The organism is Luteimonas composti (genome assembly GCF_042678665.1).
Classification (GTDB): Bacteria; Pseudomonadota; Gammaproteobacteria; order Xanthomonadales; family Xanthomonadaceae; genus Luteimonas; species Luteimonas composti.
Genome location: NZ_JBHTKU010000002.1, coordinates 278,038 through 302,151, shown reverse-complemented (window position 1 = coordinate 302,151; position 24,114 = coordinate 278,038). Strand labels below are relative to the sequence as shown.

The 24,114-nt window shown below is 70.5% G+C and carries 19 protein-coding genes; 14 read left to right on the top strand and 5 right to left on the bottom strand.

Translation table 11 applies throughout. The features are described 5' to 3' along the window. Window positions 1-469 precede the first annotated feature (469 nt). Window positions 470-3,919, top strand: coding sequence for a hybrid sensor histidine kinase/response regulator (locus ACFQ2D_RS06010; protein WP_280942937.1), 3,450 nt, complete (start codon window positions 470-472; stop codon window positions 3,917-3,919). 18 nt (window positions 3,920-3,937) lie between these two features. Here the strand turns inward: ACFQ2D_RS06010 and ACFQ2D_RS06005 are convergent, their stop codons facing one another. Both ACFQ2D_RS06005 and acs read right to left on the bottom strand, forming a co-directional pair. After that, complete coding sequence (locus ACFQ2D_RS06005; RefSeq protein WP_280942936.1) at window positions 3,938-4,603, bottom strand: response regulator transcription factor; 666 nt, start codon at window positions 4,601-4,603, stop codon at window positions 3,938-3,940. 76 nt (window positions 4,604-4,679) lie between these two features. Next, window positions 4,680-6,623 carry an acetate--CoA ligase gene (acs, locus tag ACFQ2D_RS06000; RefSeq protein ID WP_280942935.1) on the bottom strand — a complete coding sequence of 648 codons (1,944 nt, stop codon included), beginning with the start codon at window positions 6,621-6,623 and terminating at the stop codon, window positions 4,680-4,682. Between the two features lie 121 nt (window positions 6,624-6,744). Here acs and ACFQ2D_RS05995 point away from each other — a divergent pair, with 121 nt between their 5' ends. From ACFQ2D_RS05995 to ACFQ2D_RS05970, 6 genes are all read left to right on the top strand, one after another. Then, window positions 6,745-8,562, top strand: coding sequence for a putative nucleotidyltransferase substrate binding domain-containing protein (locus tag ACFQ2D_RS05995; protein ID WP_280942934.1), 1,818 nt, complete (start codon window positions 6,745-6,747; stop codon window positions 8,560-8,562). 1 nt (window position 8,563) lies between these two features. Continuing rightward, a complete protein-coding gene (locus ACFQ2D_RS05990) occupies window positions 8,564-9,190 on the top strand; it encodes an exonuclease domain-containing protein (RefSeq protein WP_280942933.1) in 627 nt (208 codons plus the stop codon). Between the two features lie 116 nt (window positions 9,191-9,306). Beyond that, window positions 9,307-10,677, top strand: coding sequence for a DcaP family trimeric outer membrane transporter (locus tag ACFQ2D_RS05985; RefSeq protein ID WP_386795565.1), 1,371 nt, complete (start codon window positions 9,307-9,309; stop codon window positions 10,675-10,677). Window positions 10,678-10,697: 20 nt separating this feature from the next. Then, window positions 10,698-10,958 (top strand): DUF4212 domain-containing protein, encoded by a 261-nt coding sequence (locus ACFQ2D_RS05980; protein ID WP_280943397.1) that lies wholly within the window; start codon window positions 10,698-10,700, stop codon window positions 10,956-10,958. Window positions 10,959-10,967: 9 nt separating this feature from the next. Beyond that, window positions 10,968-12,743, top strand: a complete 1,776-nt coding sequence (locus ACFQ2D_RS05975; protein WP_280943398.1) for a sodium:solute symporter family protein — start codon at window positions 10,968-10,970, stop codon at window positions 12,741-12,743. A 138-nt stretch (window positions 12,744-12,881) separates the two neighbouring features. Then, entirely contained in the window at window positions 12,882-13,400 is a 519-nt protein-coding gene (locus tag ACFQ2D_RS05970; RefSeq protein ID WP_280943399.1) for a hypothetical protein, read from the top strand. A gap of 12 nt (window positions 13,401-13,412) precedes the next feature. Here the strand turns inward: ACFQ2D_RS05970 and ACFQ2D_RS05965 are convergent, their stop codons facing one another. Further along, on the bottom strand, window positions 13,413-14,669 hold the full coding sequence (locus ACFQ2D_RS05965; RefSeq protein ID WP_280943401.1) for a putative Na+/H+ antiporter: 1,257 nt from the start codon (window positions 14,667-14,669) through the stop codon (window positions 13,413-13,415). Window positions 14,670-14,940: 271 nt separating this feature from the next. Between ACFQ2D_RS05965 and ACFQ2D_RS05960 the strand changes: the two genes are divergently transcribed. The 4 genes from ACFQ2D_RS05960 to ACFQ2D_RS05945 all read left to right on the top strand — a co-directional run bounded on the left by ACFQ2D_RS05960 (window position 14,941) and on the right by ACFQ2D_RS05945 (window position 19,979). Beyond that, window positions 14,941-16,266 (top strand): DcaP family trimeric outer membrane transporter, encoded by a 1,326-nt coding sequence (locus ACFQ2D_RS05960; RefSeq protein WP_386795564.1) that lies wholly within the window; start codon window positions 14,941-14,943, stop codon window positions 16,264-16,266. An 11-nt stretch (window positions 16,267-16,277) separates the two neighbouring features. Then, window positions 16,278-17,957 carry an MFS transporter gene (locus ACFQ2D_RS05955; RefSeq protein ID WP_280943845.1) on the top strand — a complete coding sequence of 560 codons (1,680 nt, stop codon included), beginning with the start codon at window positions 16,278-16,280 and terminating at the stop codon, window positions 17,955-17,957. 167 nt (window positions 17,958-18,124) lie between these two features. Beyond that, window positions 18,125-19,450 carry an ATP-binding protein gene (locus ACFQ2D_RS05950; protein WP_280943844.1) on the top strand — a complete coding sequence of 442 codons (1,326 nt, stop codon included), beginning with the start codon at window positions 18,125-18,127 and terminating at the stop codon, window positions 19,448-19,450. Further along, window positions 19,440-19,979 carry a response regulator transcription factor gene (locus tag ACFQ2D_RS05945; RefSeq protein WP_280943843.1) on the top strand — a complete coding sequence of 180 codons (540 nt, stop codon included), beginning with the start codon at window positions 19,440-19,442 and terminating at the stop codon, window positions 19,977-19,979. Before ACFQ2D_RS05950 ends, ACFQ2D_RS05945 begins: the two co-directional genes overlap by 11 nt. A gap of 15 nt (window positions 19,980-19,994) precedes the next feature. Here the strand turns inward: ACFQ2D_RS05945 and sctU are convergent, their stop codons facing one another. Beyond that, the gene (sctU, locus tag ACFQ2D_RS05940) at window positions 19,995-21,098 is read right to left on the bottom strand and encodes a type III secretion system export apparatus subunit SctU (RefSeq protein ID WP_280943842.1); all 1,104 of its coding nucleotides are present in this window, start codon (window positions 21,096-21,098) and stop codon (window positions 19,995-19,997) included. Window positions 21,099-21,298: 200 nt separating this feature from the next. Between sctU and ACFQ2D_RS05935 the strand changes: the two genes are divergently transcribed. From ACFQ2D_RS05935 to ACFQ2D_RS05925, 3 genes are all read left to right on the top strand, one after another. Next, complete coding sequence (locus tag ACFQ2D_RS05935) at window positions 21,299-21,607, top strand: hypothetical protein (protein WP_280943841.1); 309 nt, start codon at window positions 21,299-21,301, stop codon at window positions 21,605-21,607. 37 nt (window positions 21,608-21,644) lie between these two features. After that, complete coding sequence (locus tag ACFQ2D_RS05930) at window positions 21,645-22,325, top strand: hypothetical protein (protein ID WP_280943840.1); 681 nt, start codon at window positions 21,645-21,647, stop codon at window positions 22,323-22,325. A gap of 124 nt (window positions 22,326-22,449) precedes the next feature. Further along, complete coding sequence (locus ACFQ2D_RS05925; protein ID WP_280943839.1) at window positions 22,450-23,298, top strand: hypothetical protein; 849 nt, start codon at window positions 22,450-22,452, stop codon at window positions 23,296-23,298. A gap of 4 nt (window positions 23,299-23,302) precedes the next feature. Here ACFQ2D_RS05925 and ACFQ2D_RS05920 read toward each other — a convergent pair whose 3' ends face one another. Next, the gene (locus tag ACFQ2D_RS05920) at window positions 23,303-24,097 is read right to left on the bottom strand and encodes a sulfite exporter TauE/SafE family protein (protein ID WP_280943838.1); all 795 of its coding nucleotides are present in this window, start codon (window positions 24,095-24,097) and stop codon (window positions 23,303-23,305) included. Between the last annotated feature and the right edge of the window lie 17 nt (window positions 24,098-24,114).

The following is a 24,114-nucleotide window of genomic DNA, read 5'->3' as shown; positions in this document are numbered from 1 at the left end:
CAACGTGACTCGTTCCCGGCCCTCTCCGCGAGCTGGGGAGGCGGCCGGCGCCGGGTCGGCCTTGCTGCCGCCGCTTCTCCGCGGCCGATGCGCGCGTGGACAGCATCAGCACTGGCAACCGTTTCGATGCGGCATACAAGTGCGTGATGCAGTGCTACTGCTCCGCGCTGGCCCCCGGGCCAGGGCGAGACCACCAGCCATGAGGCGCAGATGTCTGCCCATGCAGTCGACCCTGCGCCGCTCGCGGCGCAGACGGGCTTCGTAGCGCCACACCGCACCGCACCGGACCGGACCGGACCGGACCGGACCGGACCGGACCGGACCGCCACCGCCACCGCCACCGCCACCGCAACGCGCATGCTGGACCGCTCCCTCCCCCGCTTGCGGGGGAGGGCCGGGGTGGGGGCCACCGCCGCCGCGTCCGCAACCGTCCGCGATACACTCCGGGGCGCACTCTGGGGAGGGTCGGATGCTGCCGGGCTGGGTCCTGCTGCTGGTGTCGGTCGGCTACGCCGCGCTGCTGTTCGCGGTCGCGTGGATCGGCGACCGCTATCCGCTGTATCCACAGCGCCCCTGGCTGCGCCCGCTGGTCTACAGCCTGGCGCTGGCGGTGTACTGCTCGTCCTGGACCTTCTACGGCGCCGTGGGCACCGCGGTGCGGTCGGGCATCGGCTATGTGCCGATCTACCTGGGCCCGATGCTGTTGCTGCTGTTCGGCTGGCGCATCCTCGAGCGCATGGCCAAGGTGGCGCAGAGCCAGAACACGGTCTCGATCGCCGACTTCATCGCCTCGCGCTTCGGCCGTTCGCAGCCGCTGGCGGCCCTGGTTGCCACCATCGCGCTGATCGCCGCGGTGCCGTACCTCGCGCTGCAGTACAAGGCGGTGGCCATCAGCCTGGTGGTGCTGGCCGGGCAGGACCCCAACGGCCCGGCGCTGGGCGATCCGGCGCTGTACGTGGCGGCGCTGATGGCGCTGTTCGCGATCCTGTTCGGCACCCGCCAGGTCGATGCCACCGAGCACCGCCCCGGCATGATGCTGGCGGTCGCGCTCGAATCGCTGGTCAAGCTGGTGGCGCTGGTCGCCGTGGGCATGTTCGCCACCGGCTGGCTCGGCGCACGCGACGTCGACTACGTGGCCGCCACCCGGGCCCTGGTCGACGTGGCGCCGCCGGTCGGCTTCGCCGCGCAGTGCCTGCTCGCCTTTGCCGCGATCTTCTGCCTGCCGCGCCAGTTCCACGTGGCCATCGTCGAATGCGGCAACGTCGCCGACATCCGCCGCGCGCGCTGGATGTTCGGCGCCTACCTGGTGGTGGTCACGCTGATGGTGGTGCCGATCGCCAGCGCCGGCATGGTGCTGTTCGGCAATTCGCCGCACGTGGCGCCCGACAGCTTCGTGCTGGCGCTGCCGCTGGCCGAGCAGCGCGACACGCTGGCGCTGCTGGCCTACGTGGGCGGCTTTTCCGCCGCCACCGGCATGGTGATCGTGGCCAGCGTGGCGCTGGCGACCATGGTCAGCAACGACCTGGTGATGCCGCTGCTGCTGCGCCGCGGCTGGGCCGAGCGCCACGGCGGCGACGTCGCCGCGACCGTGCTGTGGATCCGCCGCATCGCCATCGTCTGCATCGCCGGCCTGGCCTGGGGCTACTACCGCGCCAGCGGCAGCGACGCCTCGCTGGCCTCGTTCGGCCTGATGTCCTTCGCCGCGGTGGCGCAGTTCGCGCCCGCGCTGATCGGAGGGCTGTACTGGCACGGCGCCAGCCGCCGCGGCGCCGAAGTGGGCCTGCTGGTCGGGTTCGGCGTGTGGCTGTACACGCTGCTGCTGCCCACGCTCACCGACGCCGGCTGGTTCGACCCGGCCTGGGTGCGCGACGGCCCGTTCGGCATCCACTGGCTCCGTCCCCGCCAGCTGTTCGGCCTGTGGGGCTGGGACCCGCTCACCCACGGCACCTTCTGGTCGCTGCTGGGCAACATCGGCGCGCTGCTGCTGGTCTCGGCGCGCTGGCGACCCAATCTCGACGAACGCCTGCGCGCGGCCCCCTTCCTCGATCCCTACGCCGAGCGCAGCGCGCTGTCGGCCGGCGAATGGAAGGGCAACGTCACCCTCGGCGACCTGCGCGTGCTCGCCGCCCGCATCGTCGGCGAGCGCACCGCGCAGCGCGCCTTCCAGCAGCGTGCCCGCGAACTGGGGCAGGAGCTGCAGCCGCACGCGCGCGCCGACCGCAACTGGGTCCAGTTCACCGAGCGCCTGCTGGCGGCCGCGGTCGGCGCGGCCTCGGCGCGCCTGGTGGTCACCAGCGTGCTCAAGGGCTCGGGCATGGAGGTGGGCGAGGTCGTGGCGGTGCTCGACGAGGCCGGCCAGGAGCTGCGCTTCAACCGCGAGATCCTGTCCAACACCCTGGAGAACATCGACCAGGGCGTGAGCGTGGTCGACGGCGACATGTGCCTGGTCGCCTGGAACCGCCGTTACCAGCAGCTGTTCGACTATCCCGACGGCATGCTCTACATCGGCCGCCCGGTCGCCGACCTGATCCGCTACAACGCCGAGCGCGGCGAACTCGGCCTGCTCGGGCCCGAGGAGATCGAGGCCGAGGTGGCCAAGCGCATCGAGTACATGCGCATGGGCTCGCCCCACGTGAGCGAGCGCGTGCGCGCCAGCGGACAGGTGCTGGAGCTGCGCGGCCAGCCGCTGCCGGGCGGCGGCTACGCCACCAGCTACAGCGACGTCACCGACTACAAGCGCGCCGAGCGCGAGCTGCGCGAGATCAACGAGCACCTCGAGCAGCGCGTGGCCGAACGCACGCGCGAGGCCGAGGACGCGCAGGAATCGCGCTCGCGCTTCCTCACCGCGGTCAGCCACGACGTGCTGCAGCCGCTCAATGCGGCGCGCCTGTTCACCTCGGCGCTGCGCGAAAGCACCGATCCGCAGGAACAGGCGCATCTGGCCGAACGCGTGGACACGGCCCTGCGCGCGGCCGAGGAACTGCTCGACGGCCTGCTCGACGTCTCGCGCCTGGACGCCGGCAAGCTGGAGCCGGAGATCGTCGACTTCGACGCCGGCGCGCTGCTGCGCGAGCTGGCCGCGCAGTACGCGCCGATGGCCGCCGCGCGCTCGATCGCGATCCGGGTGTATGCGCCGGCCCTGCCGGTACGCAGCGACCGCCGCCTGCTGCGGCGCGTGTTGCAGAACTTCATCGCCAACGCCCTGCGCTATACGCCGCGGGGCCGGGTCGTGCTCGCGGCGCGTCCGCGCGGGGACGGCATCGCGCTGCAGGTCTGGGATTCGGGTCCGGGCATCCCCGAGCACCACATGCGCCAGATCTACCAGGAATTCCACCGTTACGAGCAGCCCTTCGACTGGGACGGCCGCGGCCTGGGCCTGGGCCTGTCGATCTGCCAGCGCATCTCGCGCCTGCTCGGCCATGCGCTGGACGCGCGATCGGTGGTGGGCCGCGGCAGCATGTTCTCGATCCTGGTGCCGCGCGGGACGGCCCTGTCCGCGCAGGCCGGCACCGCGCCTCGCGTGCGCATCGACCAGGACCTGCACGGGCTGACCGTGCTGTGCGTGGACAACGACCGCGACATCCTCTCGGGGATGGAGGCACTGCTGTCGCGCTGGCAGGTGGCCACGGTGCTGGCCACGACCGTGGACGAAGCCCTGGCGAAGGTGGCCGGGCAGCCTCCCGACGTGCTGCTGGTGGACTACCACCTGCACGACCGGCTGGACGGCCTCGATACGCTCGACGCGCTGCGCGCGGCGGCAGGCCGGGAGATTCCCGGCGCGCTGCTCACCGCCGACGGCAGCGACACGCTCAAGCAGGCAGCGCGCAGGCGCGGCTACCGGGTGCTGACCAAGCCGGTGCGTCCGGCTTCGCTGCGCGCCTTCCTCACCGCGCAGCGGCAGGTGGACGCGCGGGCCTGACCGGCGCGCCGCGCCAGCTCAGTCCTCGTCGTCCAGGGGCACCACCTGCTCCGGGTCCACCGACAGGCGCCCGGCCATGAGCACCGCCTGGGTGCGGTTGGACGCGCCGAGCTTGCGCAGGATCGCGCTCATGTGCGCCTTGATCGTCGCTTCCGACACGCCCAGCTCGTAGCCGATCTGCTTGTTGAGCTTGCCCGAACCGAGCATCTGCAGCACCCGGAACTGCTGCGGCGTCAGCTCGCGGATGCGCGCGGCGATGTCGTGCTCGTCCTGCGCGGTCTGCGGCGCGGCGCCGGCGATATCCGGCACGAAGCGGTCGCCGTCGAGCACGCGCCGCAGCGCCGCACCCAGCGCGTCGGCGTTCGAGGACTTGGGAATGAAGCCCATCGCGCCGTGGTCGAGCGCGCGCCGGACCACGGCCGGCTCCTCGCGCGCGGACACCATCACCACCGGCAGCTGCGGGTGCAGCCCCCGCAGGTGGACCAGGGCGCTGAAGCCCTGGGCGCCGGGCATGTTGAGGTCCAGCAGCAGCAGGTCCGCGTCCGGGTGGGCGTCGGCCATCGCGTACAGGCCGTCGGCGTTGTCGGCCTCGTGCAGTTCGGCACCGGGGATGTTGCGGCCCACCACGCCGCGCAGGGCCTCGCGGAACAGGGGGTGGTCGTCGGCAACCAGGATCGTCGTCATCGGGGGAGTTCCGCCTCCTGCGGAACGGAATGCTGCGGCGCCGGCAAGCGGCCGGCGCCGTTGTCGCGGCCGGGCGTCAGGCGCCCTGGCGGTTCTTCACCAGCGAATCGACCACGGACGGATCGGCCAGGGTGCTGGTGTCGCCGAGCTGGTCGGGCGCGTTCTCGGCGATCTTGCGCAGGATGCGGCGCATGATCTTGCCCGAGCGCGTCTTCGGCAGGCCTGGCGCCCACTGCAGGAAGTCCGGCGACGCGATCGGCCCGATCTCCTTGCGCACGTGCGCCACCAGTTCCTTGAGCAGCTCGTCGCTCTCGGTTTCGCCCGCCACCAGGGTCACGTAGGCATAGATGCCCTGCCCCTTGACGTCGTGCGGGAAGCCGACCACCGCGGCCTCGGCCACCTTGGGGTGCAGCACCAGCGCGCTCTCGACCTCGGCCGTGCCGATGCGGTGGCCGGACACGTTGATCACGTCGTCGACGCGGCCGGTGATCCAGTAGTAGCCGTCCTCGTCGCGGCGCGCGCCATCGCCGGTGAAATACATGCCCGGGTAGGTGGAGAAGTAGGTGTCGAAGAATCGCTGGTCGTCGCCATAGACGGTGCGCATCTGCCCCGGCCAGGAATCGAGCAGGACCAGGTTGCCCTCGCACGCGCCCTCCTGGATGTTGCCGGCGGCATCGACGATGGCCGGGCGCACGCCGAAGAACGGCAGCGTGGCCGAGCCGGGCTTGGCATCGATGGCACCGGGCAGCGGCGTGATCAGGATGCCGCCGGTCTCGGTCTGCCACCAGGTATCCACGATCGGGCAGCGGCTGTCGCCCACCACCTCGTGGTACCAGCGCCAGGCCTCGGGATTGATCGGTTCGCCGACGCTGCCCAGCAGGCGCAGCGAGGCGCGCGAGGTCCTCTTCACCGGCTCGTCGCCGTCGCGCATCAGCGCGCGGATCGCGGTCGGGGCGGTGTAGAAGATCGTGACCTTGTGGCGGTCGACCACCTGCCAGAAGCGCGAGGCGTCCGGATAGCTCGGCACGCCCTCGAACATCAGCGCGGTGGCGCCATTGGCCAACGGCCCGTACACGATGTAGCTGTGGCCGGTGACCCAGCCGACGTCGGCGGTGCACCAGTAGACGTCGTCCTCCTTGAGGTCGAACACCGCCCAGTGCGTGTAGGCGGCGTACAGCAGGTAGCCGCCGGTGGTGTGCAGCACGCCCTTGGGCTTGCCGGTGGAGCCGGAGGTGTAGAGGATGAACAGCGGGTCCTCGGCGTTCATGCGCTCGGGCTCGCAGCTGTCGGGCTGGCCGTCGACGACCGCGTCGTACCAGCGGTCGCGCGGCATCTGCATGTCGACCGCGCCGCCGGTGTGGCGGACGACCAGCACCGTCTCCACCGAGGTGGTGCCCGGCAGCTTGAGCGCGGCGTCGACATTGGCCTTGAGCGGCACCTTCTTGCCGCCGCGCAGGCCCTCGTCGGCGGTGATGACCAGCTTCGAGCCGCTGTCGCGCACGCGGTCGGCGATCGAGTTGGCCGAGAAACCGCCGAATACCACGGTATGGACGGCGCCGATGCGGGCGCAGGCGAGCATCGCCACGGCGGCCTCGACGATCATCGGCAGGTAGATGGTGACCCGGTCGCCCTTGCCCACGCCGAGGCTGCGCAGCGCATTGGCCAGGCGGCAGACGCGGGCGTGCAGCTCGCGGTAAGTCACGTGGCGCGGCTCGGCCGCCGGATCGTCGGGCTCGAAGACCAGCGCGGTCTTGTCGCCGCGCGTGGCCAGGTGCCGGTCGAGGCAGTTCACACTGGCGTTGAGTTCGCCGTCGGCGAACCAGCGGATGCGGAAATCGCCGCGGTCGTAGCTGACGTCGCGGATCCGGGTCGGCGGCGTCATCCATTCCAGGCGCTGGGCCGCACGCGCCCAGAACGCGTTGGGATCGCGGACGGATTCGGCGTAATCGCGCTCGTAGTCGGCCTTGCCGACATTGGCCTGCGCGGCGAAGCCCTCGGGCACGGGATACAGATCGGACATGGCGGCACACCCTCCGGAACGTGGCTACGTCCAGTTTGCCGCATTGCCATGTGGCGCGGGTTAGACCTTGGTTAGACCTTGGTCTATTCACCGCGCGACGCGCACGCCGCACAATGCGCGCATGGATCCCGTCCCCGGCCTGGACCTCGACCAGCCGCCGTTCGACCTGCTCGACGAGGCGGGGCGCCAGCGGCTGCAGGCCGGCGTGGACATCGGCTTCCATCCCGGCGGCACCACGCTGATCGAGGCGGGAAAGCCGTCGCCGCACGCCTACGTCATCCTCAAGGGCCTGGTGCACGCCTTCCAGGTCGACGACCGCGGGCGCAGCGAGCGCTTCGCCGATTACGGCCCGGGCGACGTGATCGGCGCCTGGGCGGTGATGGCCGGGCGCGCGCGCCTGAGCTACCGCACCGAAGGCGACTGCCTGAGCCACCTGATCCCGGCGCCGCTGTTCCGCCAGCTGCTGGTGGACAACCCGCGCTTCGCCGCCTACTTCAACGAGGGCCTGGCGACCAAGGGCCGCCTGTCGGGCAGCGGCGACCGCCGCGAGACCGCCGAACTGATGCTGGTGCGCGTGGGCGAGGCCGACCTGGCGCCGGCCGAGCGCCTGGATGCCACGGCCAGCATCGCGCAGGCCAGCGCCCGCCTGCGCGAGCGGCGGGTGGATTGCCTGATCGTCGACGATCCCGCGCACCCGGCGCCCGGCATCGTCACCCGCACCGACCTGCTCGAGGCGCTGACCCGTCAGCGGCTGTCGCTGGATGCGCCGATCGGCCCGCTGGCGAACCGCCCGCTGGCCAGCATCGGCACCGGCGAGGTGCTGTTCCAGGCGCTGATCGACATGACCGAGCGCCAGATCGAACGCGTGGTGGTCACCGAGGGCGACCGCATCGCCGGCACCCTCGGCATGGCCGAGGTGCTGGCGCACTTCGCCAGTCATTCCCACCTGATCAGCCTGCGCCTGGCGCGCGCGCGCGACATCGACGCGATCGCCGAGGCGGCCGCCGGCATGACCCGGCTGCTGCGCAGCCTCAACGTCCACGGCGCGCGCATTCCCTACATGATGGAGCTGGTCAGCGCGCTCAACAGCCTGGTCATGGGGCGGATCTTCGAGCTGATGGTGCCCGCGGAGCTGCGCGACGGCATCTGCCTGCTGGTGATGGGCAGCGAGGGCCGCCGCGAACAGCTGCTCAAGACCGACCAGGACAACGCGCTGGTCCTGGCCGACGGGTTCGACTGGCCCGGCCTGCCCGACGCCATGGACCGCTTCAGCCGGGCGCTGGGCCAGGTCGGCTATCCGCCCTGCCCCGGCCGGGTGATGGTCAACAACCCGCACTGGCGGATGACCGAAGCCGGCTGGCGCGATCGCATCGGCCAGTGGAGACAGGTGCATGGCGGCCAGGGCGCGCTCGATCTGTCGATCGCGCTCGACGCGCGCCCGGTGGCCGGCAATGCCGCGCTGTTCGCGCCGGTCAAGGATACGCTGATGGCGCTCGGGAACGACGAGATCCTGCTCCACCACCTGGCCGGCGCAACGCTGGAGTTCGCCACGCCGCTGACCTTCTTCGGCCGCGTGCGGAGCGACGGCGACGGGACCGACATCAAGAAGGGCGGGATCTTCCCGGTCGTGCACGGGCTGCGCTGCCTCGCGCTGCGGCGCGGGGTCCGCGCCACCAGCAGCCGCGAGCGCTGCGCCGCACTGGTCGAATGCGGCGAGCTGTCGCCATCGCTCGGGCGCGACCTGCCGCAGGCGCTCAACGTGTTCCAGCACATGCGCCTGGATGCGCAGTTCGCGGCGATGGACGGCATGCGGCCGCCCGGCAACCACATCGATCCGGCGCGGCTGCGGCGGCTGGACCGCGAGCTGATGCGCGACGCACTGCACGTGGTCAAGGATTTCCGCGCGCACGTGCGCCAGAGCTTCCACCTGCGCGACTAGGATGCGATCGCTGCGGCGCTGGTGGCGGAGACGGACGATCGGCGACGGCGAATGGGCCGGCCTGCTGCAGCCGGCGCCGCCGGGCGAATGGGTGAGCCTGGACCTGGAGACCACCGGGCTCGACCCGAAGGTCGATCACATCCTCAGCCTCGCCGCGGTGCCCGTGCGCGACGGCCGGGTGCTCACTTCGGAGCGCTTCGAACGGCGGATCCGCGCCGAGCGCGAGTTCGGCATCGATTCCATCCGCCACCACCGCATCACGCCGGAGGAAGCGGCCTCGGGCGTCGCGGTGACCACGGCGGTGCGCGAATTCCTGCACTGGCTGCAGGGCCGCACCCTGCTCGGCTACCACCTGGGCTTCGACCTGGCGATGCTGTCGCCGCACGTGCGTGCGCTCACCGGCTTCGGCCTGCCCAATCCACGCGTCGACCTGGCCGACGCCTTCGCCGCGCGCGCGAGGCGCGCCAATCCCGCGGCGCCTCCGAACCTCGATTTCCAGCACATCGCCGACACGCTCGGCGTGCCCGTGCTCGGTCGCCACAGCGCGCTGGGAGACGCGGCCACGGTGGGCCTGTGCTGGCTGGCGCTGCAGTCGCAGCGGCGTGGCGCGGTGGAACGGAGACCATAGCACCGCTTCGTCGCGTGCTCGCGTCGTATTCGACCAATGGCGAATAGGCGTGGGGACGGTGCGCGGTCAGGCTCCCCGGGGACCGCGTACAGCGGCGCATCCTGTGGGAGGGAGCAATGACGACGAAACGACGCCATCCAAGGCGGTTGCTGGCAACCGCCGTGCTGGTCGCGCTGGCCGCGCCCGGCATGGCCTTCGCGCAGAGCGCGAAGGAAGCCGAGCTTGAGGCCCGCGTGGCCCAGCTCGAAGCGCAGATCCAGGCCTTGCTGCAGTCGCAGCAACAGCAGCAGGAAAGCATCACCCAGACGCAGACCAGGCTCGACCAGGTCCAGGTCGCGCAGCCGGCCGCCAAGCCGGTGCAGGCCAAGCCGATCCTGGCCAATCCCGATGCGGTGTTCACCTACGGCGGCTTCATCAAGCTCGACGCCATGGTCACCGACACCAGCGACGGACCGATCGCCGAAGGCTCGGCGGGGCGCATGTTCTACGTGCCCAGCACGATCCCGGTCGCGGCCAACGGCGCCGAGGTCGATTCGGATCCCTACACCGATGTCCACGCCGCGTTCTCGCGGTTCTGGTTCGCGGCCGACCACACCACCGAGGGCGGCGACAAGTTCCGCGCCTACATCGAAGCCGACATGTTCGGCGGCGGCTCGGCCAACCTCGGCAACGAGGTCTCGACCAACACCCACGGCATCACCATCCGCCAGGCCTTCGTGAGCTGGAACAACTGGCTGGCCGGCCAGACCTGGTCGAACTTCCAGGACGTGGCGGCGCTGCCGGAGGCGGTCGACTTCGTCGGCGTCACCGAAGGCACGACCTTCGTGCGCCAGGCGCAGGTCCGCTACACCAGCGGCCCGTTCTCGGTGGCGCTGGAGAACCCGCACACCACGGTCTCGACCATCGCCACCGCGGCGCGCAACAACGGCGGCGGCAGCGACTCGCTGCCCGACCTGACCGCGCGCTACGTGGCCAAGGGCGACTGGGGCCACTTCAGCGTCGCCGGCCTGCTGCGCCAGCTCAAGTCCGGCGACGAGAGCGACACCGGCGCGGCGGTGAGCCTGTCGGGCAAGTTCAACCTCGGCGCCAGCGACGACATCCGCTGGATGGCCAACTACGGCAGCGGCATCGGCCGTTACCTGGGCTTCGGCCTGGGCGCGGACGCGGTGGTGGACGCCAACGGCAACCTGCACGCGCAGGACGGCGCCGGCGGCTTCGTGGCCTGGCGCCATGCCTTCAGCCCCAAGCTGCGCAGCAACCTGATGTACTCGGTGGCCGAGTTCGACAACGACCGCAGCCTGGCCGGCTGGGGGCTGGCGAGCTTCGCGGCGACCGAGCGTGCGCAGTCGTTCCACGCCAACCTCATCTACTCCCCGTTCCCGAAGCTGGATATCGGCGCCGAGATCGGCTGGGGGCAGCGCGAACTCGAGGACGACCGCAAGGGCGACCTGAGGCGCATCCAGACGACCGTCAAGTACACCTTCTGACCCGAGGGAGCCAGACAGACATGTCCGAGAAAACACCAATCAACTACTGGAAGGCCAACGTCCGGATCATCACCATCTGCATGGTGATCTGGGCGCTGGTGTCCTACGGCTTCGGCATCATCCTCAGGCCCTTGCTGGCCGGGATCCGCATCGGCGGCACCGACCTGGGCTTCTGGTTCGCGCAGCAGGGTTCGATCCTGACCTTCATCGCGCTGATCTTCTACTACACCTGGTACATGAACCGGCTCGATCGCGAGTACGACGTGCACGAAGAAGAATAAGGGGCGCCCATGGACCAGTTCACTCTCAACCTGATCTTCGTCGGCGGCTCGTTCCTGCTCTACATCGCGATCGCGATCTGGGCGCGCGCCGCATCCACGTCCGAGTTCTACGCCGCCGGACGCAGCGTCAACCCGGTGATGAACGGCATGGCGACCGCCGCCGACTGGATGTCGGCAGCCTCGTTCATCTCGATGGCGGGCCTGATCGCCTTCGTCGGCTACGGCAACTCGGCCTACCTGATGGGCTGGACCGGCGGCTACGTGCTGCTGGCGATGCTGCTGGCGCCGTACCTGCGCAAGTTCGGCCGGTTCACGGTGCCGGACTTCATCGGCGACCGCTACTACAGCCGCACCGCGCGGCTGGTGGCCGTGGCGGCGCTGCTGATGATCTCGATCACCTACGTGATCGGGCAGATGACCGGCGCCGGCGTGGCCTTCTCGCGCTTCCTCGAGGTGGACACCAACACCGGCCTGCTGATCGCCTCGGCGGTGGTGTTCGTGTACGCGGTGCTGGGCGGCATGAAGGGCATCACCTACACCCAGGTGGCGCAGTACATCGTGCTGATCATCGCCTACACCATCCCGGCGGTGTTCATCTCGCTGCAGCTCACCGACAACCCGATCCCGCAGCTGGGCCTGTTCTCGACCCACACCGAGTCGGGCATGCCGCTGCTGGCGCGCCTGGACCAGATCCTGGTGGACCTGGGCTTCAACGACTACACCGGGCTGCACGATTCGACGCTGAACATGACCCTGTTCACGCTGTCGCTGATGGTCGGTACCGCGGGCCTGCCGCACGTGATCATCCGCTTCTTCACCGTGCCCAAGGTGTCCGATGCCCGCAAGTCGGCCGGCTGGGCGCTGGTGTTCATCGCCCTGCTCTACACCGTGGCGCCGGCGGTGGGTGCGATGGCGCGCCTGAACATCCTGACCACGATCTATCCGGAAGGCACCCGCGCCGAATCGCTGAGCTACGAGGCGCGTCCGGACTGGATGCGCACCTGGGAGCAGACCGGCCTGCTGAAGTTCGAGGACAAGAACGGCGACGGCCTGATCCAGTCCTACAACGAGGGCAGCACCGAGTTCGCCGCGGTCGCGGCCGAGCGCGGCTGGCAGGGCAACGAGATGGTCACCTTCAACCAGGACATCCTGGTGCTGGCCAACCCGGAAATCGCCGGCCTGCCCGGCTGGGTGATCGCCCTGATCGCGGCGGGCGGCCTGGCCGCGGCGCTCTCCACGGCGGCGGGCCTGCTGCTGGCGATCTCCTCGGCGGTGAGCCATGACCTGATCAAGCGCACGTTCAAGCCCGACATTTCCGAGAAGGGCGAACTGCTCGCCGCACGCGTGTCGATGGCCGCCGCGATCGTGGTGGCGACCTGGCTGGGCATGAATCCGCCCGGTTTCGCGGCCCAGACCGTGGCGTTCGCCTTCGGCCTGGCGGCAAGCTCGCTGTTCCCGGCGATCATGATGGGCATCTTCTCGACGAAGATGAACTCGGCCGGCGCGGTGGTCGGCATGCTGGTCGGCCTGATCTCCACCAGCGTGTACCTGTTCACCTACAAGGGCTGGTTCTTCATCGCGGGGACCAACATGCTGGCCGACAAGCCGGAGAACTGGCTGTTCGGCATCTCGCCGCTGGCCTTCGGTGCGGTCGGCGCGGTGCTCAACTTCATCGCGGCCTACATCACGATGAAGGTCACCAAGCCGGTGCCGGAGGAGATCAGGCACCTGGTGGAGGACATCCGCGTCCCGCGCGGCGCGGGCGCTGCCGTCGCCCACCACTGATCCAGCGCAGTCGCAACACGGCGGCCCGCTCCCGGCGACGGGGGCGGGCCGCCGCTTTTGGGCCGCCCGGGCTTGCGCCCGGCGGGCCCGAATACAATCGACCCCGGCCCTCCGCCCGACCTTGCACCCGGAGCCTCCATGCTGCTCGAGTTCATCGCCATCATCGCCGCTGGCTTCGGCCTGGCCGGCCTCGCGCTCAGCCTCAACATCGCCTTGCGCCGGCGCCTGCCGCAGTGGATCGTGCCGGCCTCCGCCGGCGCCGGGATGCTGCTGATGGCGATCTGGCTCGAGTATTCCTGGTTCGAACGCACCACCAGCACGTTCCCCGACGGGGTGGAGGTCGCCTCGACCAACCAGGCGCGCTCCTGGTACCGGCCTTGGACCTACGTGGTGCCGCTGACCAACCGCCTGATCGCGGTCGACCATCGCGCCGACCGGCGCCATCCCGATCGCCCCGACCAGGTGCTGACCCGCGTCATCCTGGCCGGGCGCTGGGAGCCGACCCGCCAGTTCGGCGTGGTCTACGACTGCCGCGCCCGCCGCCGCGCCGACCTGCTCGACGAGGTCGAGCTCGACGGAAGCGGCGAGCTGAAGAATGCGGACTGGCTGCAGCTGCCGGCCGACGACCGGGTCATGCGTGCCGCCTGCGGCGGCTGACCGGCCGCCGCGCTACATCCAGCGCAACGCGACGATCGCCACCAGGGTCGGCGGTAGCGCCGCGAGCAGCAGCCCCAGCGGATGCACCGATTCGTCGTTGAAGTAGCGGCGCACGATCGACATGCCGGCCGGGTTGGGCGCGTTGGCGATCACCGTCAGGCCGCCGCCGGCCACGGCGCCGGCCACCAGCATGTACTTGAACTCGTCGCTCAGCCCCTCCACCAGGGAGCCGAGGTAGGTGAGCGCGGCGTTGTCGGTCACCGCCGTCAGCGCGGCGGCGCCGAAGAACACCGCATCGCTGCTCATGCCCATCAGCAGCGGTTCGAGCCACCACGCCTGCATGCCGCCCAGCACCACCAGTCCGGCCAGGAAGAAGGCCACCAGCAGGCCCTCGCGCAGGATCAGGCGGTCCTGGTACTGGCGATAGGCGGTGGCCACGCCCAGGAACAGCAGGAAGATGCCCATGAACATCGCCGGATGGTGGGCGAACGCGACCACCCCGAGCAGGAACAGCAGGTGCACGATCACCAGCGGGATCGACATCGGCGATGTCGTGCCGGCCTCGGGTGCGGGCAGCTGCCCCAGCTCCTTGCGGAACACGAACACCACGGCCGCCGCGTTGAACACCACCGCGATGATCGCCTTCCAGCCGAAGGTCGTCATCATGAAGGCGAAATCCCAGTTCCACTTGGCCGCGACCATCAGCACCGGCGGCGCCGCGAACGGGGTGAGCACGCCGCCGATGGAGACATTGACGAACAGCGTCCCGAGCAGCGCGTACTTGGCCTTGTTCGAGATGTTCACCGCGTAGACGCGGCGGGCCAGCATCAGCGCCGCCAGGGTCATCGCCGCCGGCTCGGTGATGAACGAGCCCAGCAGCGGCACCAGCGCCAGCACGCTGAAGCAGAACTCCAGCCCGTTGCGCCAAGGCAGCATCCGGGCCAGGCCATCGACCAGGCGCGTGGCCGCCCACAGCACCGGCCGCGTCCCGGCGATCACCATGATCGCGAACACGAACATGGGTTCGGTGAAGTTGCGCGAGTCCACGTAGGCGGTGGCTTCGGACACGCCGCCCAGGAGCGCCATCGACAGCACCAGCACCATCGCCCAGATGCCGAACACCACTTCCACTTCGCCCAGCAGGTGCCAGCTGCCGGCATGTGCGGGCTGGCGATGGGCCAGGCGCAGGAAGAACTTGGTGCTGAACGTATGCAGGATCGCCAGCGCGAACAGGACTGTCGCGACGATCTCGATGGTCTGCGCACTCATGAACATGGTCCGGCTCCCCAAACCGGTCCGATACTACCAACCGCCCGCGCGCGGTGGGCGGCACGCGGGCGCAGCGGCAGGACGCTGCAGGCCGGCCGCGCGTGCCGGGCTGGCCGCGCCGCTGCAGGCAGCCGGCGGTCCCTGTCGCCTCCCCCTACCAAAGACGAATAGGCAAGCGGCCACCGGCGCGCGCAGCCTCGCCGCGTCAGAACACGTGTTCGGGGGAACTCAGATGACGACAGGCAGGGGACGGCGGTCCTTGGCGGCCGCGATGGCGCTCGCCCTGGCCGCGCCGGGCATGGCCTTCGCGCAGAGCGCGAAGGAAGCCGAGCTGGAGGCCCGCGTGGCCCAGCTCGAAGCGCAGATCCAGGCCTTGCTGCAGTCGCAGCAACAGCAGCAGGAAAGCATCACCCAGACGCAGACCAGGCTCGACCAGGTCCAGGTCGCGCAGCCGGCCGCCAAGCCGGTGCAGGCCAAGCCGATCCTGGCCAATCCCGATGCGGTGTTCACCTACGGCGGCTTCATCAAGCTCGACGCCATGGTCACCGACACCAGCGACGGGCCGATCGCCGAAGGCTCGGCCGGGCGCATGTTCTACGTGCCCAGCACGATCCCGGTCGCCGCCAACGGCGCCGAGGTCGATTCGGATCCCTATACCGATGTCCACGCCGCGTTCTCGCGGTTCTGGTTCGCGGCCGACCACACCACCGAGGGCGGCGACAAGTTCCGCGCCTACATCGAAGCCGACATGTTCGGCGGCGGCTCGGCCAACCTCGGCAACGAGGTCTCGACCAACACCCACGGCATCACCATCCGCCAGGCCTTCGTGAGCTGGAACAACTGGCTGGCCGGCCAGACCTGGTCGAACTTCCAGGACGTGGCGGCGCTGCCGGAGGCGGTCGACTTCGTCGGCGTCACCGAAGGCACGACCTTCGTGCGCCAGGCGCAGGTCCGCTACACCAGCGGCCCGTTCTCGGTGGCGCTGGAGAACCCGCACACCACGGTCTCGACCATCGCCACCGCGGCGCGCAACAACGGCGGCGGCAGCGACTCGCTGCCCGACCTGACCGCGCGCTACGTGGCCAAGGGCGACTGGGGCCACTTCAGCGTCGCCGGCCTGCTGCGCCAGCTCAAGTCCGGCGACGAGAGCGACACCGGCGCGGCGGTGAGCCTGTCGGGCAAGTTCAACCTCGGCGCCAGCGACGACATCCGCTGGATGGCCAACTACGGCAGCGGCATCGGCCGTTACCTGGGCTTCGGCCTGGGCGCGGACGCGGTGGTGGACGCCAACGGCAACCTGCACGCGCAGGACGGCGCCGGCGGCTTCGTGGCCTGGCGCCATGCCTTCAGCCCCAAGCTGCGCAGCAACCTGATGTACTCGGTGGCCGAGTTCGACAACGACCGCAGCCTGGCCGGCTGGGGGCTGGCGAGCTTCGCGGCGACCGAGCGTGCGCAGTCGTTCCACGCCAACCTCATCTACTCCCCGTTCCCGAAGCTGGATATCGGCGCCGAGATCGGCTGGGGGCAGCGCGAACTCGAGGACGACCGCAAGGGCGACCTGAGGCGCATCCAAACGACCGTCAAATACACCTTCTGAAGGAAGCGACGATGTCCACAACCGCAGCACGCAGTCCCGCCGTCCAGACCGGCGGCATGAGCAAGGAGCACCGCAAGGTGATCCTGGCCTCGAGCCTCGGCACCGTGTTCGAGTGGTACGACTTCTACCTCTACGGCTCGCTCGCGGCGGTCATCGCGGTGCACTTCTTCTCGTCCCTGGCCCCGGGACCGGCGTTCATCATGGCGCTGCTCACCTTCGCCGCCGGCTTCGCGGTCCGCCCCTTCGGCGCGCTCGTGTTCGGCCGCCTCGGCGACCTGATCGGACGCAAGTACACCTTCCTCATCACCATCGTGATCATGGGCATCTCGACCTTCCTGGTCGGCGTCCTGCCCACGTACGAGACCATCGGCATCGCGGCACCCATCATCCTGGTCGTCCTGCGATGCCTGCAGGGCCTGGCGCTGGGCGGCGAGTACGGCGGCGCGGCGACCTATGTGGCCGAGCACGCCCCGATGGGCAAGCGCGGCCTGTACACCAGCTTCATCCAGACCACCGCGACGGTGGGCCTGTTCCTGTCGCTGCTGGTGATCCTGGGCTGCCGCATGGTGCTGGGCAACGAGGCCTTCGCCGAGTGGGGCTGGCGCGTGCCGTTCCTGATCTCGTTCCTGCTGCTGATCATCTCGATCTGGATCCGCATGCAGCTCAACGAGTCGCCGCTGTTCCAGAAGATGAAGGAAGAAGGCACCCGCTCCAAGGCGCCGCTGACCGAGAGCTTCGGCACCTGGAGCAACGGCAAGATCGTGCTGCTGGCCCTGCTGGGCGCGACCGCCGGCCAGGCCGTGGTGTGGTACGCGGGCCAGTTCTACGCGCTGTTCTTCATGACCCAGACGCTGAAGGTCGATCCGATCACCGCCAACCTGTTCATCGCGGCGGCGCTGGCGATCGCCACCGGCGGCTTCATCCTGTTCGGCTGGCTGTCGGACAAGATCGGCCGCAAGCCGATCATCATGGCCGGCTGCCTGCTCGCGGCGCTGACCTACTTCCCGCTGTTCAAGGGCCTGATGTACTTCGGCAACCCGGCGCTGTACGCCGCGGCCAAGGAGAGCCCGGCGGTGGTGGTGGCGGACCCGAAGGACTGCTCGTTCCAGTTCGTGCCGGGTGAACTGAAGAGCCACGTCAAGTTCAGCAACTCCTGCGACATCGTGAAGAACCTGCTCAATGCGCGCAGCGTGACCTACACCAACGAGGAGGCCCCGGCCGGCTCGCTCGCGGCGGTGCGGATCGGCGACAACCTGATCCAGAGCGTCGACCTGAGCTCGCTGACCGGCGACGAAGCCGCGGCCGCGCAGGCCAAGCTGCAGGCCGACCTGACCGCGGCGATCGACGCCGCCGGCTATCCCAAGGCGGCCGACAACAGCCAGATGAACAAGCCGATGGTGCTGCTCATCCTGACCATCCTGGTGCTGTACGTCACCATGGTCTACGGCCCGATCGCGGCCTGGCTGGTCGAGCTGTTCCCGACCCGCATCCGCTACACCTCGATGTCGCTGCCCTACCACATCGGCAACGGCTGGTTCGGCGGCTTCCTGCCGACCACGGCCTTCGCCCTGGTGCTGCTGACCGGCAACATCTACGCCGGCCTGTGGTATCCGATCGTGGTGGCGGTGATGACCTTCGTCATCGGCACGCTGTTCCTGAAGGAAACCAAGGACGTCGACATCAGCAAGTAGCCATCCGGCTGCAGCGCGCGACCTGGACGCCGGCCTTCGGGCCGGCGTTTTTTGTGCCCGTCGCAATGCTCCGCCACCGGTACGCGGCCCCGGCGTCGCCCCGCGTCCTGCGCGGCCGCGCTGCGCGGCGGGGGACGCCAGCGCCGCGCATGCTAGGGTGTGCCGCCATGCCGCAGCCCCTGTCCTCCATCGCCGCCGCCCGCCATGCGCACGACGACGGCCAGAGCGCCGGCGTCAACAGCATGCGCCAGCTGGTCGAACTGCGCTGGATCGCCGTGGTGGGCCAGCTGCTGACCATCTCGCTGGTGCACTTCGGGCTCGACATCGCCCTGCCGCTGCTGCCGATGCTGGCGGTGCTGGCGATCCTTGCCGTGTTCAACCTGGCCTCGATGCTGCGCTGGCGCGGACGCGAGCGGGTCACCAATGCCGCGCTGATGTTCGGCCTGGTGGTCGACGTGGCGGCGCTGACCGTGCAGCTGTACCTCAGCGGCGGCATCACCAATCCCTTCGCGCCGCTCTACCTGCTGCAGGTCGGCGTCGCGGCGGTGCTGTTGCGCGGCTGGTCGAGCTGGATGATCGTCGGGCTGACCACCGCCTGCATCGTCGCGCTTGCGCTGTTCCCGGGGCCGGTCAGCCTGCCCGCGCGCGGCGGCCGCGACATGCCCGACCACTACGTGCTCGGCCTGCTGCTGTGCTTCGTCCTGATCGCGACCCTGCTGGTGGGCTTCGTCACCCGCATCGGCAGGATCGTGCGCGCGCGCGACGCCCGGCTGGCGGCGCTGCGCCAGCGCGCGGCCGAGGAGGAACACATCGTGCGCATGGGCCTGCTGGCCTCGGGCGCGGCGCACGAACTCGGCACGCCGCTGGCGACCATGGCGGTGATCCTGGGCGACTGGCGCCACCTGCCGCAGTTCCAGTCCGACCCCGAGCTGCTGCAGGACGTGTCGGAGATGCAGGCGCAGGTGCTGCGCTGCAAGGCCATCGTCTCGGGCATCCTCGCCTCGGCCGGCGAGACCCGCGCCGAAGCGCCGCGCGGCACCACGCTCCGCGCCTTCCTCGACGGCCTGGTCGCCGAATGGCAGGGCAGCCGCGTGGTCCGCGGCTTCGAGTACCGCGACCTGGTGGAGGACGAGTTCGCCATCGTCTCCGACGCGGGGCTGCAGCAGATGCTGTGGAACGTGCTCGACAACGCGCTCGAAGCCTCGCGCTCGCGCGTGACGCTGGAGGCGTCCACCGGCGACGGCCAGCTGCTGCTGCGCGTGGCCGACGACGGTCCCGGTTTCGCCCCCGCGATCCTGGAACGCCTGGGCAAGCCCTACAACTCCAGCAAGGACGCGCCCGGCCGCGGACTGGGGCTGTTCCTGGCCCTCAACGTGGCGCGTGCGCTCGGCGGTACCATTGTGGCCGACAACCCCCCCGCCGGCGGCGCCACGGTGACGGTCACCCTGCCGCTCCGGGCGCTGTCGCTGGAACAGGATGATGATGAACACTGAATCCCGCCGCCTGCTGGTCGTCGAGGACGACGCCGCGTTCGCGCGCACCCTGGTGCGTTCGTTCGAGCGCCGCGGCTACGAGGTGCGCAGCGCCACCAGCCTCGACGGCCTGGCGCGGGTGCTCAGGGAGTTCTCGCCCACCCATGCGGTGGTCGACCTCAAGCTGGCCGGCGGCAGTTCCGGACTGGCCTGCGTCAAGGCGCTGCACGCGCACGACGCCGACATGCTGATCGTGGTGCTCACCGGCTACGCCAGCATCGCCACCGCGGTGGAGGCGATCAAGCTCGGCGCCCACCATTACCTGGCCAAACCCTCCAATACCGACGATATCGAGGCCGCGTTCGCGCGCGAGGGCGGCGACGCGGAGATCGAATTGACCCGGCGCCAGACCTCGATCAAGACCCTGGAGTGGGAACACATCCACGAGGCGCTGGCGGCGGCGGATTTCAATATCTCCGAAGCCGCGCGCCAGCTCGGCATGCACCGGCGCACGCTGGCGCGCAAGCTGGAGAAGCGGCGGGTCAAGTGACCGCGCCGCCCGGGTTCATTCCGGCTCGGGCTCGCGGTAGACCGTCTCCACCTCGTCGCCGCGCTCGCGGCGCACGCCCTCGGCCCAGTGCAGGACCTCGGCCACTGCGTCGAAGAATTCGCTGGAAATGTAGTCGTCCAGTTCCACCTGCTCGTTGAGGCCGCGCGCCAGCGGCACGTTCTGCAGGATCGGGATGCCTTCTTCCTCGGCGGTCTTCTTGATCAGTTCGGCGAACGCGCCCTCGCCCTTGGCCACCACCACCGGCAGCTCGGTTTCGCCCGGCTCGTACTGCAGCGCGATCGCGATGTGGGTCGGGTTGGTCACGACGACGTTGGACTTGCGCACGGAGTTGAGCATGTTCTGCTGCGCCCACTCCTGGTGCAACTGCCGGCGCCGCTGCTTCACGTACGGATCGCCCTCGTTCTCCTTGAGCTCCTGGCGGATGTCGCGCCGGCTCATGCGCAGCTTCCGGGTGTAGGAGAACTTCTGGTACCACACGTCCAGCGCCGACACGAAGAAGAACACCGCGATCGTCCACACCGCGATCCACTTCACCCCGTGCCAGAACGCCGCGGCCATCGCCGAGGGCGGCGCGTAGGGCAGCTTGAGCAGCCACTCCATCATCCCGCGCAGCACGATGTAGCCGATGCCGATCAGCGCCGCGCACTTGAGCACCGACTTCACCAGCTCGACCAGGTTGTCCATCGAGAACATCCGCTTGATGCCCTCGACCGGATTCATCTTGTCCATCTTCGGCGTGATCTTCTTCACCGACAGCAGCGGCCCGACCTGCAGGAACTCGATCACCACGCCCAGCGCCAGCACCATCACCAGCAGCGGCAGGCAGATCCACAGCAGGGTCTCGAAGGCCAGCTGGCCCAGTCGCGGCAGCGCCTCGTGGAAGGGCTGGCCCACCGCCTGCAGGCTCTGGTCGAACAGGCCGGCCAGGCGCCCGTAGATGAACGAGGCGAGCAGGCCACCCAGCGCGACCCAGCCCAGCAGCAGCACGGTGCCGGTGAGCTCCTTGCTGCGCGCGACGTTGCCTTCCTTGCGCGCGTCGCGGATTTTCTTCGGGGTCGGCTTTTCGGTCTTGTCCGCGCCCTGGTCCTTGTCGGCCATGCGAGGTCCCGTGGCTCGTCAACGCGGCCGAGGCTAGCACGCGTGCCGGGCCAAGCCGTGGAGGCGCCGGAGGCACATGAACGGCGCCCGCCGGCCCTCCCTGGGCCTAGGGTCGGCCCGAGGTGCACGCGGATGACAGGCTGGCTACAGTGTGTGCGTCGCCGCCAATAGCGGCTCCAGGCCCTTCGACCGCCCCGTCCATGAGCAGCATCGGTTCCACGCCTCCAGGCTTCGGCACGACCGGCTTCCCGCCGGCCGGGCAGGTCTCGCTCGACGAGGCCCGCCACCTCGAGCTGCTGCGTGGCGAGACCGCACCCGCCGCAGCCGACGCGCCGGCGGCCGCGGCCCTGGTCGATCCGGGCGAGTCGGTGCTGGCGCTGTCGGCCTGGGACGGCGTCGATGCGCCGCGCACCCTGGGACGCGATGCGGACTTCTCCGGCCGCCTGGCCGGGATGGACCGCGCCGAGGCCGCCAACGCCGGGGTCGACGGCATCCTCGCCTCGCTCTGAGCCGTCCGCACGCGGCGCGCTGGCCGATAATGGCGCGGTGAACGTCCAGGCCCCCTTGCCAGGGCAGCTGCGCGACGCGGCCGCCCGCCTCGTCTCCGCGCTCGCCGCGCACGACGACCCCGAATACCGGCTGGCGGTGCTCAAACGCCTGTCGCGCCGGCTCGGGGAAGACCACTACCCGATGTTCCTGCGCCTGCTGGGCGTGGTCGCCGAGAGCGACGATGGCGAGGCCAAGCGCCTGCTCGCCGACACGGTGGCCACCGCGCTGCGCCGCTCCGACCTTCCCGGCGGCGCCCTGAGCTCCTGGGGCGCCACGCGGTTGCCGGAGAACGTGACCGGCATGAGCGCCGGCGCGCTGTCGGGCGGCTTCTTCGGCAGCTCGCCGCGGCGGATGCTGGGGCCGGTCGAGTACCTCGTGGTCTGGCACCTGCAGCGCACCCAGCGCACCACCCTGGGCGCCGAGGCCTTCCGCCGCCACCTGGCCCTGCTGGTGGACCTGCTCAACCACAGCGCCGAGGCGGCCACGCTCTATCCGCAGAAGCTGGCCGCCGACGCCCAGAACGAGCTGGAGGGCGCCTATACGCGGGCCACCCGCGACCGGCTGGCCGCCATCGCCCGCGCTTGGCGGGCCGGCATGCCGCCCGCCGCCGTGGCCCAGGCGGCGATCGACGCCGGCCAGGTGGACATGCCCGCGGGCTGGGTGGTGCGCGACCTGTAGCGGGGCCGCTGTCCACATCCGCGTGCCGGAAAGCGCCGACCGCGGCCCGTTTCGCGGCCTGCGCGGTTGCCCCGCTCCGCCGCAGCGGCCAAGATTCCGGCGCCACGAGGGGAAAGGGGCCGCAATGGGGACTCGCACGATCGCGCTGCTGTGCGCGCTGCTGGCGATGCTGGCGGCCTGCCAGCGACCCGCGCCGGAAGACACCACGACGGCGGCCCCCGCCACGCCGGCAGAGGCCGTGCGCCGGTTGACCGACGACCTGCGGGCGAGCGACCTGGACGCCTTCGCCCGGCACGCGGTGACGCCGGCCGTGCACCAGCGCCTGCAGGTGGCCTGGACCGAGGGCCGCACCCGCTGGCCGCTGGACCAGCTGCCGTTCGCGCGCCACATCCCGCGCGGCATGGCCGCGCTGTCGGCGGAGGACGCCGAGCAGAACCTGCAGCGCGGATTCGACCGCCAGCTGGCCGGCGCCAGCCTCGGCGCCGCGGCGGAGTTCCTGACCCTGTTCACCGTGCAGTACATCCTGCAGCAGGGCGAGTTCAGCGTCTCCGAGCGCGAGCACTATCCGCAGCTGGTGCAGGCGTTCGGCGCCTGGGCCGCGGGCGCGCCGATCGGCGACCGCGAGCGCGCGAGCGCCGCCATCGCCGCGATGACCGCGGCCGCGCGCGAGGCCGGGCTCGACAGCGAACAGGCCTTCGCCGATACGGGCATGGAGGAGTCGCTGCGCCGCATGTCCAGGGTGGTGGCGACCGGCAAACGGGTGCTGGTGTCCTACGGTTTCGACCTGGACGCCGACCTGGCGGCCATGGACCTGCAGCTGCAGTCGCAGACCGGCGACGTGGCGCGCGTGCGCATGCAGTACGCGCTGGCGGGCACGCCGATCGACACGGTGGTCAACCTCGAACGGCGCGACGGCGTGTGGTACGTCAGCGATTTCCTGCGCCACGCCGAGGACGCGGTCGGCCGCGACTGAGCCGCTAGAGCAGCACGCTGATCCCGACCAGCACCATGAACACCGCGAACACGCGCTTGAGCGCGGTGCCGCTGATCGCGTGCGCCAGCCGCGTGCCCAGCGGCGCGGCCAGCACCGAGGCGAACGCGATGCCGATCGCCGCGGGCAGGTAGACGTAGCCCACCGCATGCGCCGGCAGCGCGCCCGCGGGCGCGTGCACCGCATAGCCCGCGGCGCTGGCCAGGCCGATGAAGATGCCGCAGGCCGAGGACGTGCCCACGGCGCGCACCGGCACCACGCCGCGCCAGACCAGCAGCGGCACGGTCATCGAGCCGCCGCCGATGCCGACCACCGCGGAAATCGCGCCGATGCCGCCGCCGGCCGCCGTCATCGGCCAGCCGACCGGGGCCAGGCCCGGCTGCCCGGCGCCGCCGCGCGGGCCGCCGAAGGCCACCTGCGCGGCGACCACGAAGCAGTACAGCGCCACGCACCAGCGCAGCACCTCGCCCTGCAGTGCCACCGCGACCAGGCTGCCCAGCCAGCCGCCGAGCACCAGCCCCGGCACCATCCAGGCCACGGTCGGCCACAGCACGCTGCCGCGGCGATGGTGCGAGCGCGCCGACGAGGATGCGGTGAGCACGATGCTGGCCAGCGAACTGGCCAGCGCGGCGTGCATCGCCGCGGACTCCGGAATGCCGTAGACCGGCAGCAGCCAGACCAGCGCGCCGATCAGCACCAGGCCGCCGCCGATCCCGAGCAGGCCGGCCAGCACGCCCGCGGCCAGGCCCAGCAGGGGAAACACCCACCAGCCCTCGATCATGCGCCCGTTCCCGGTAC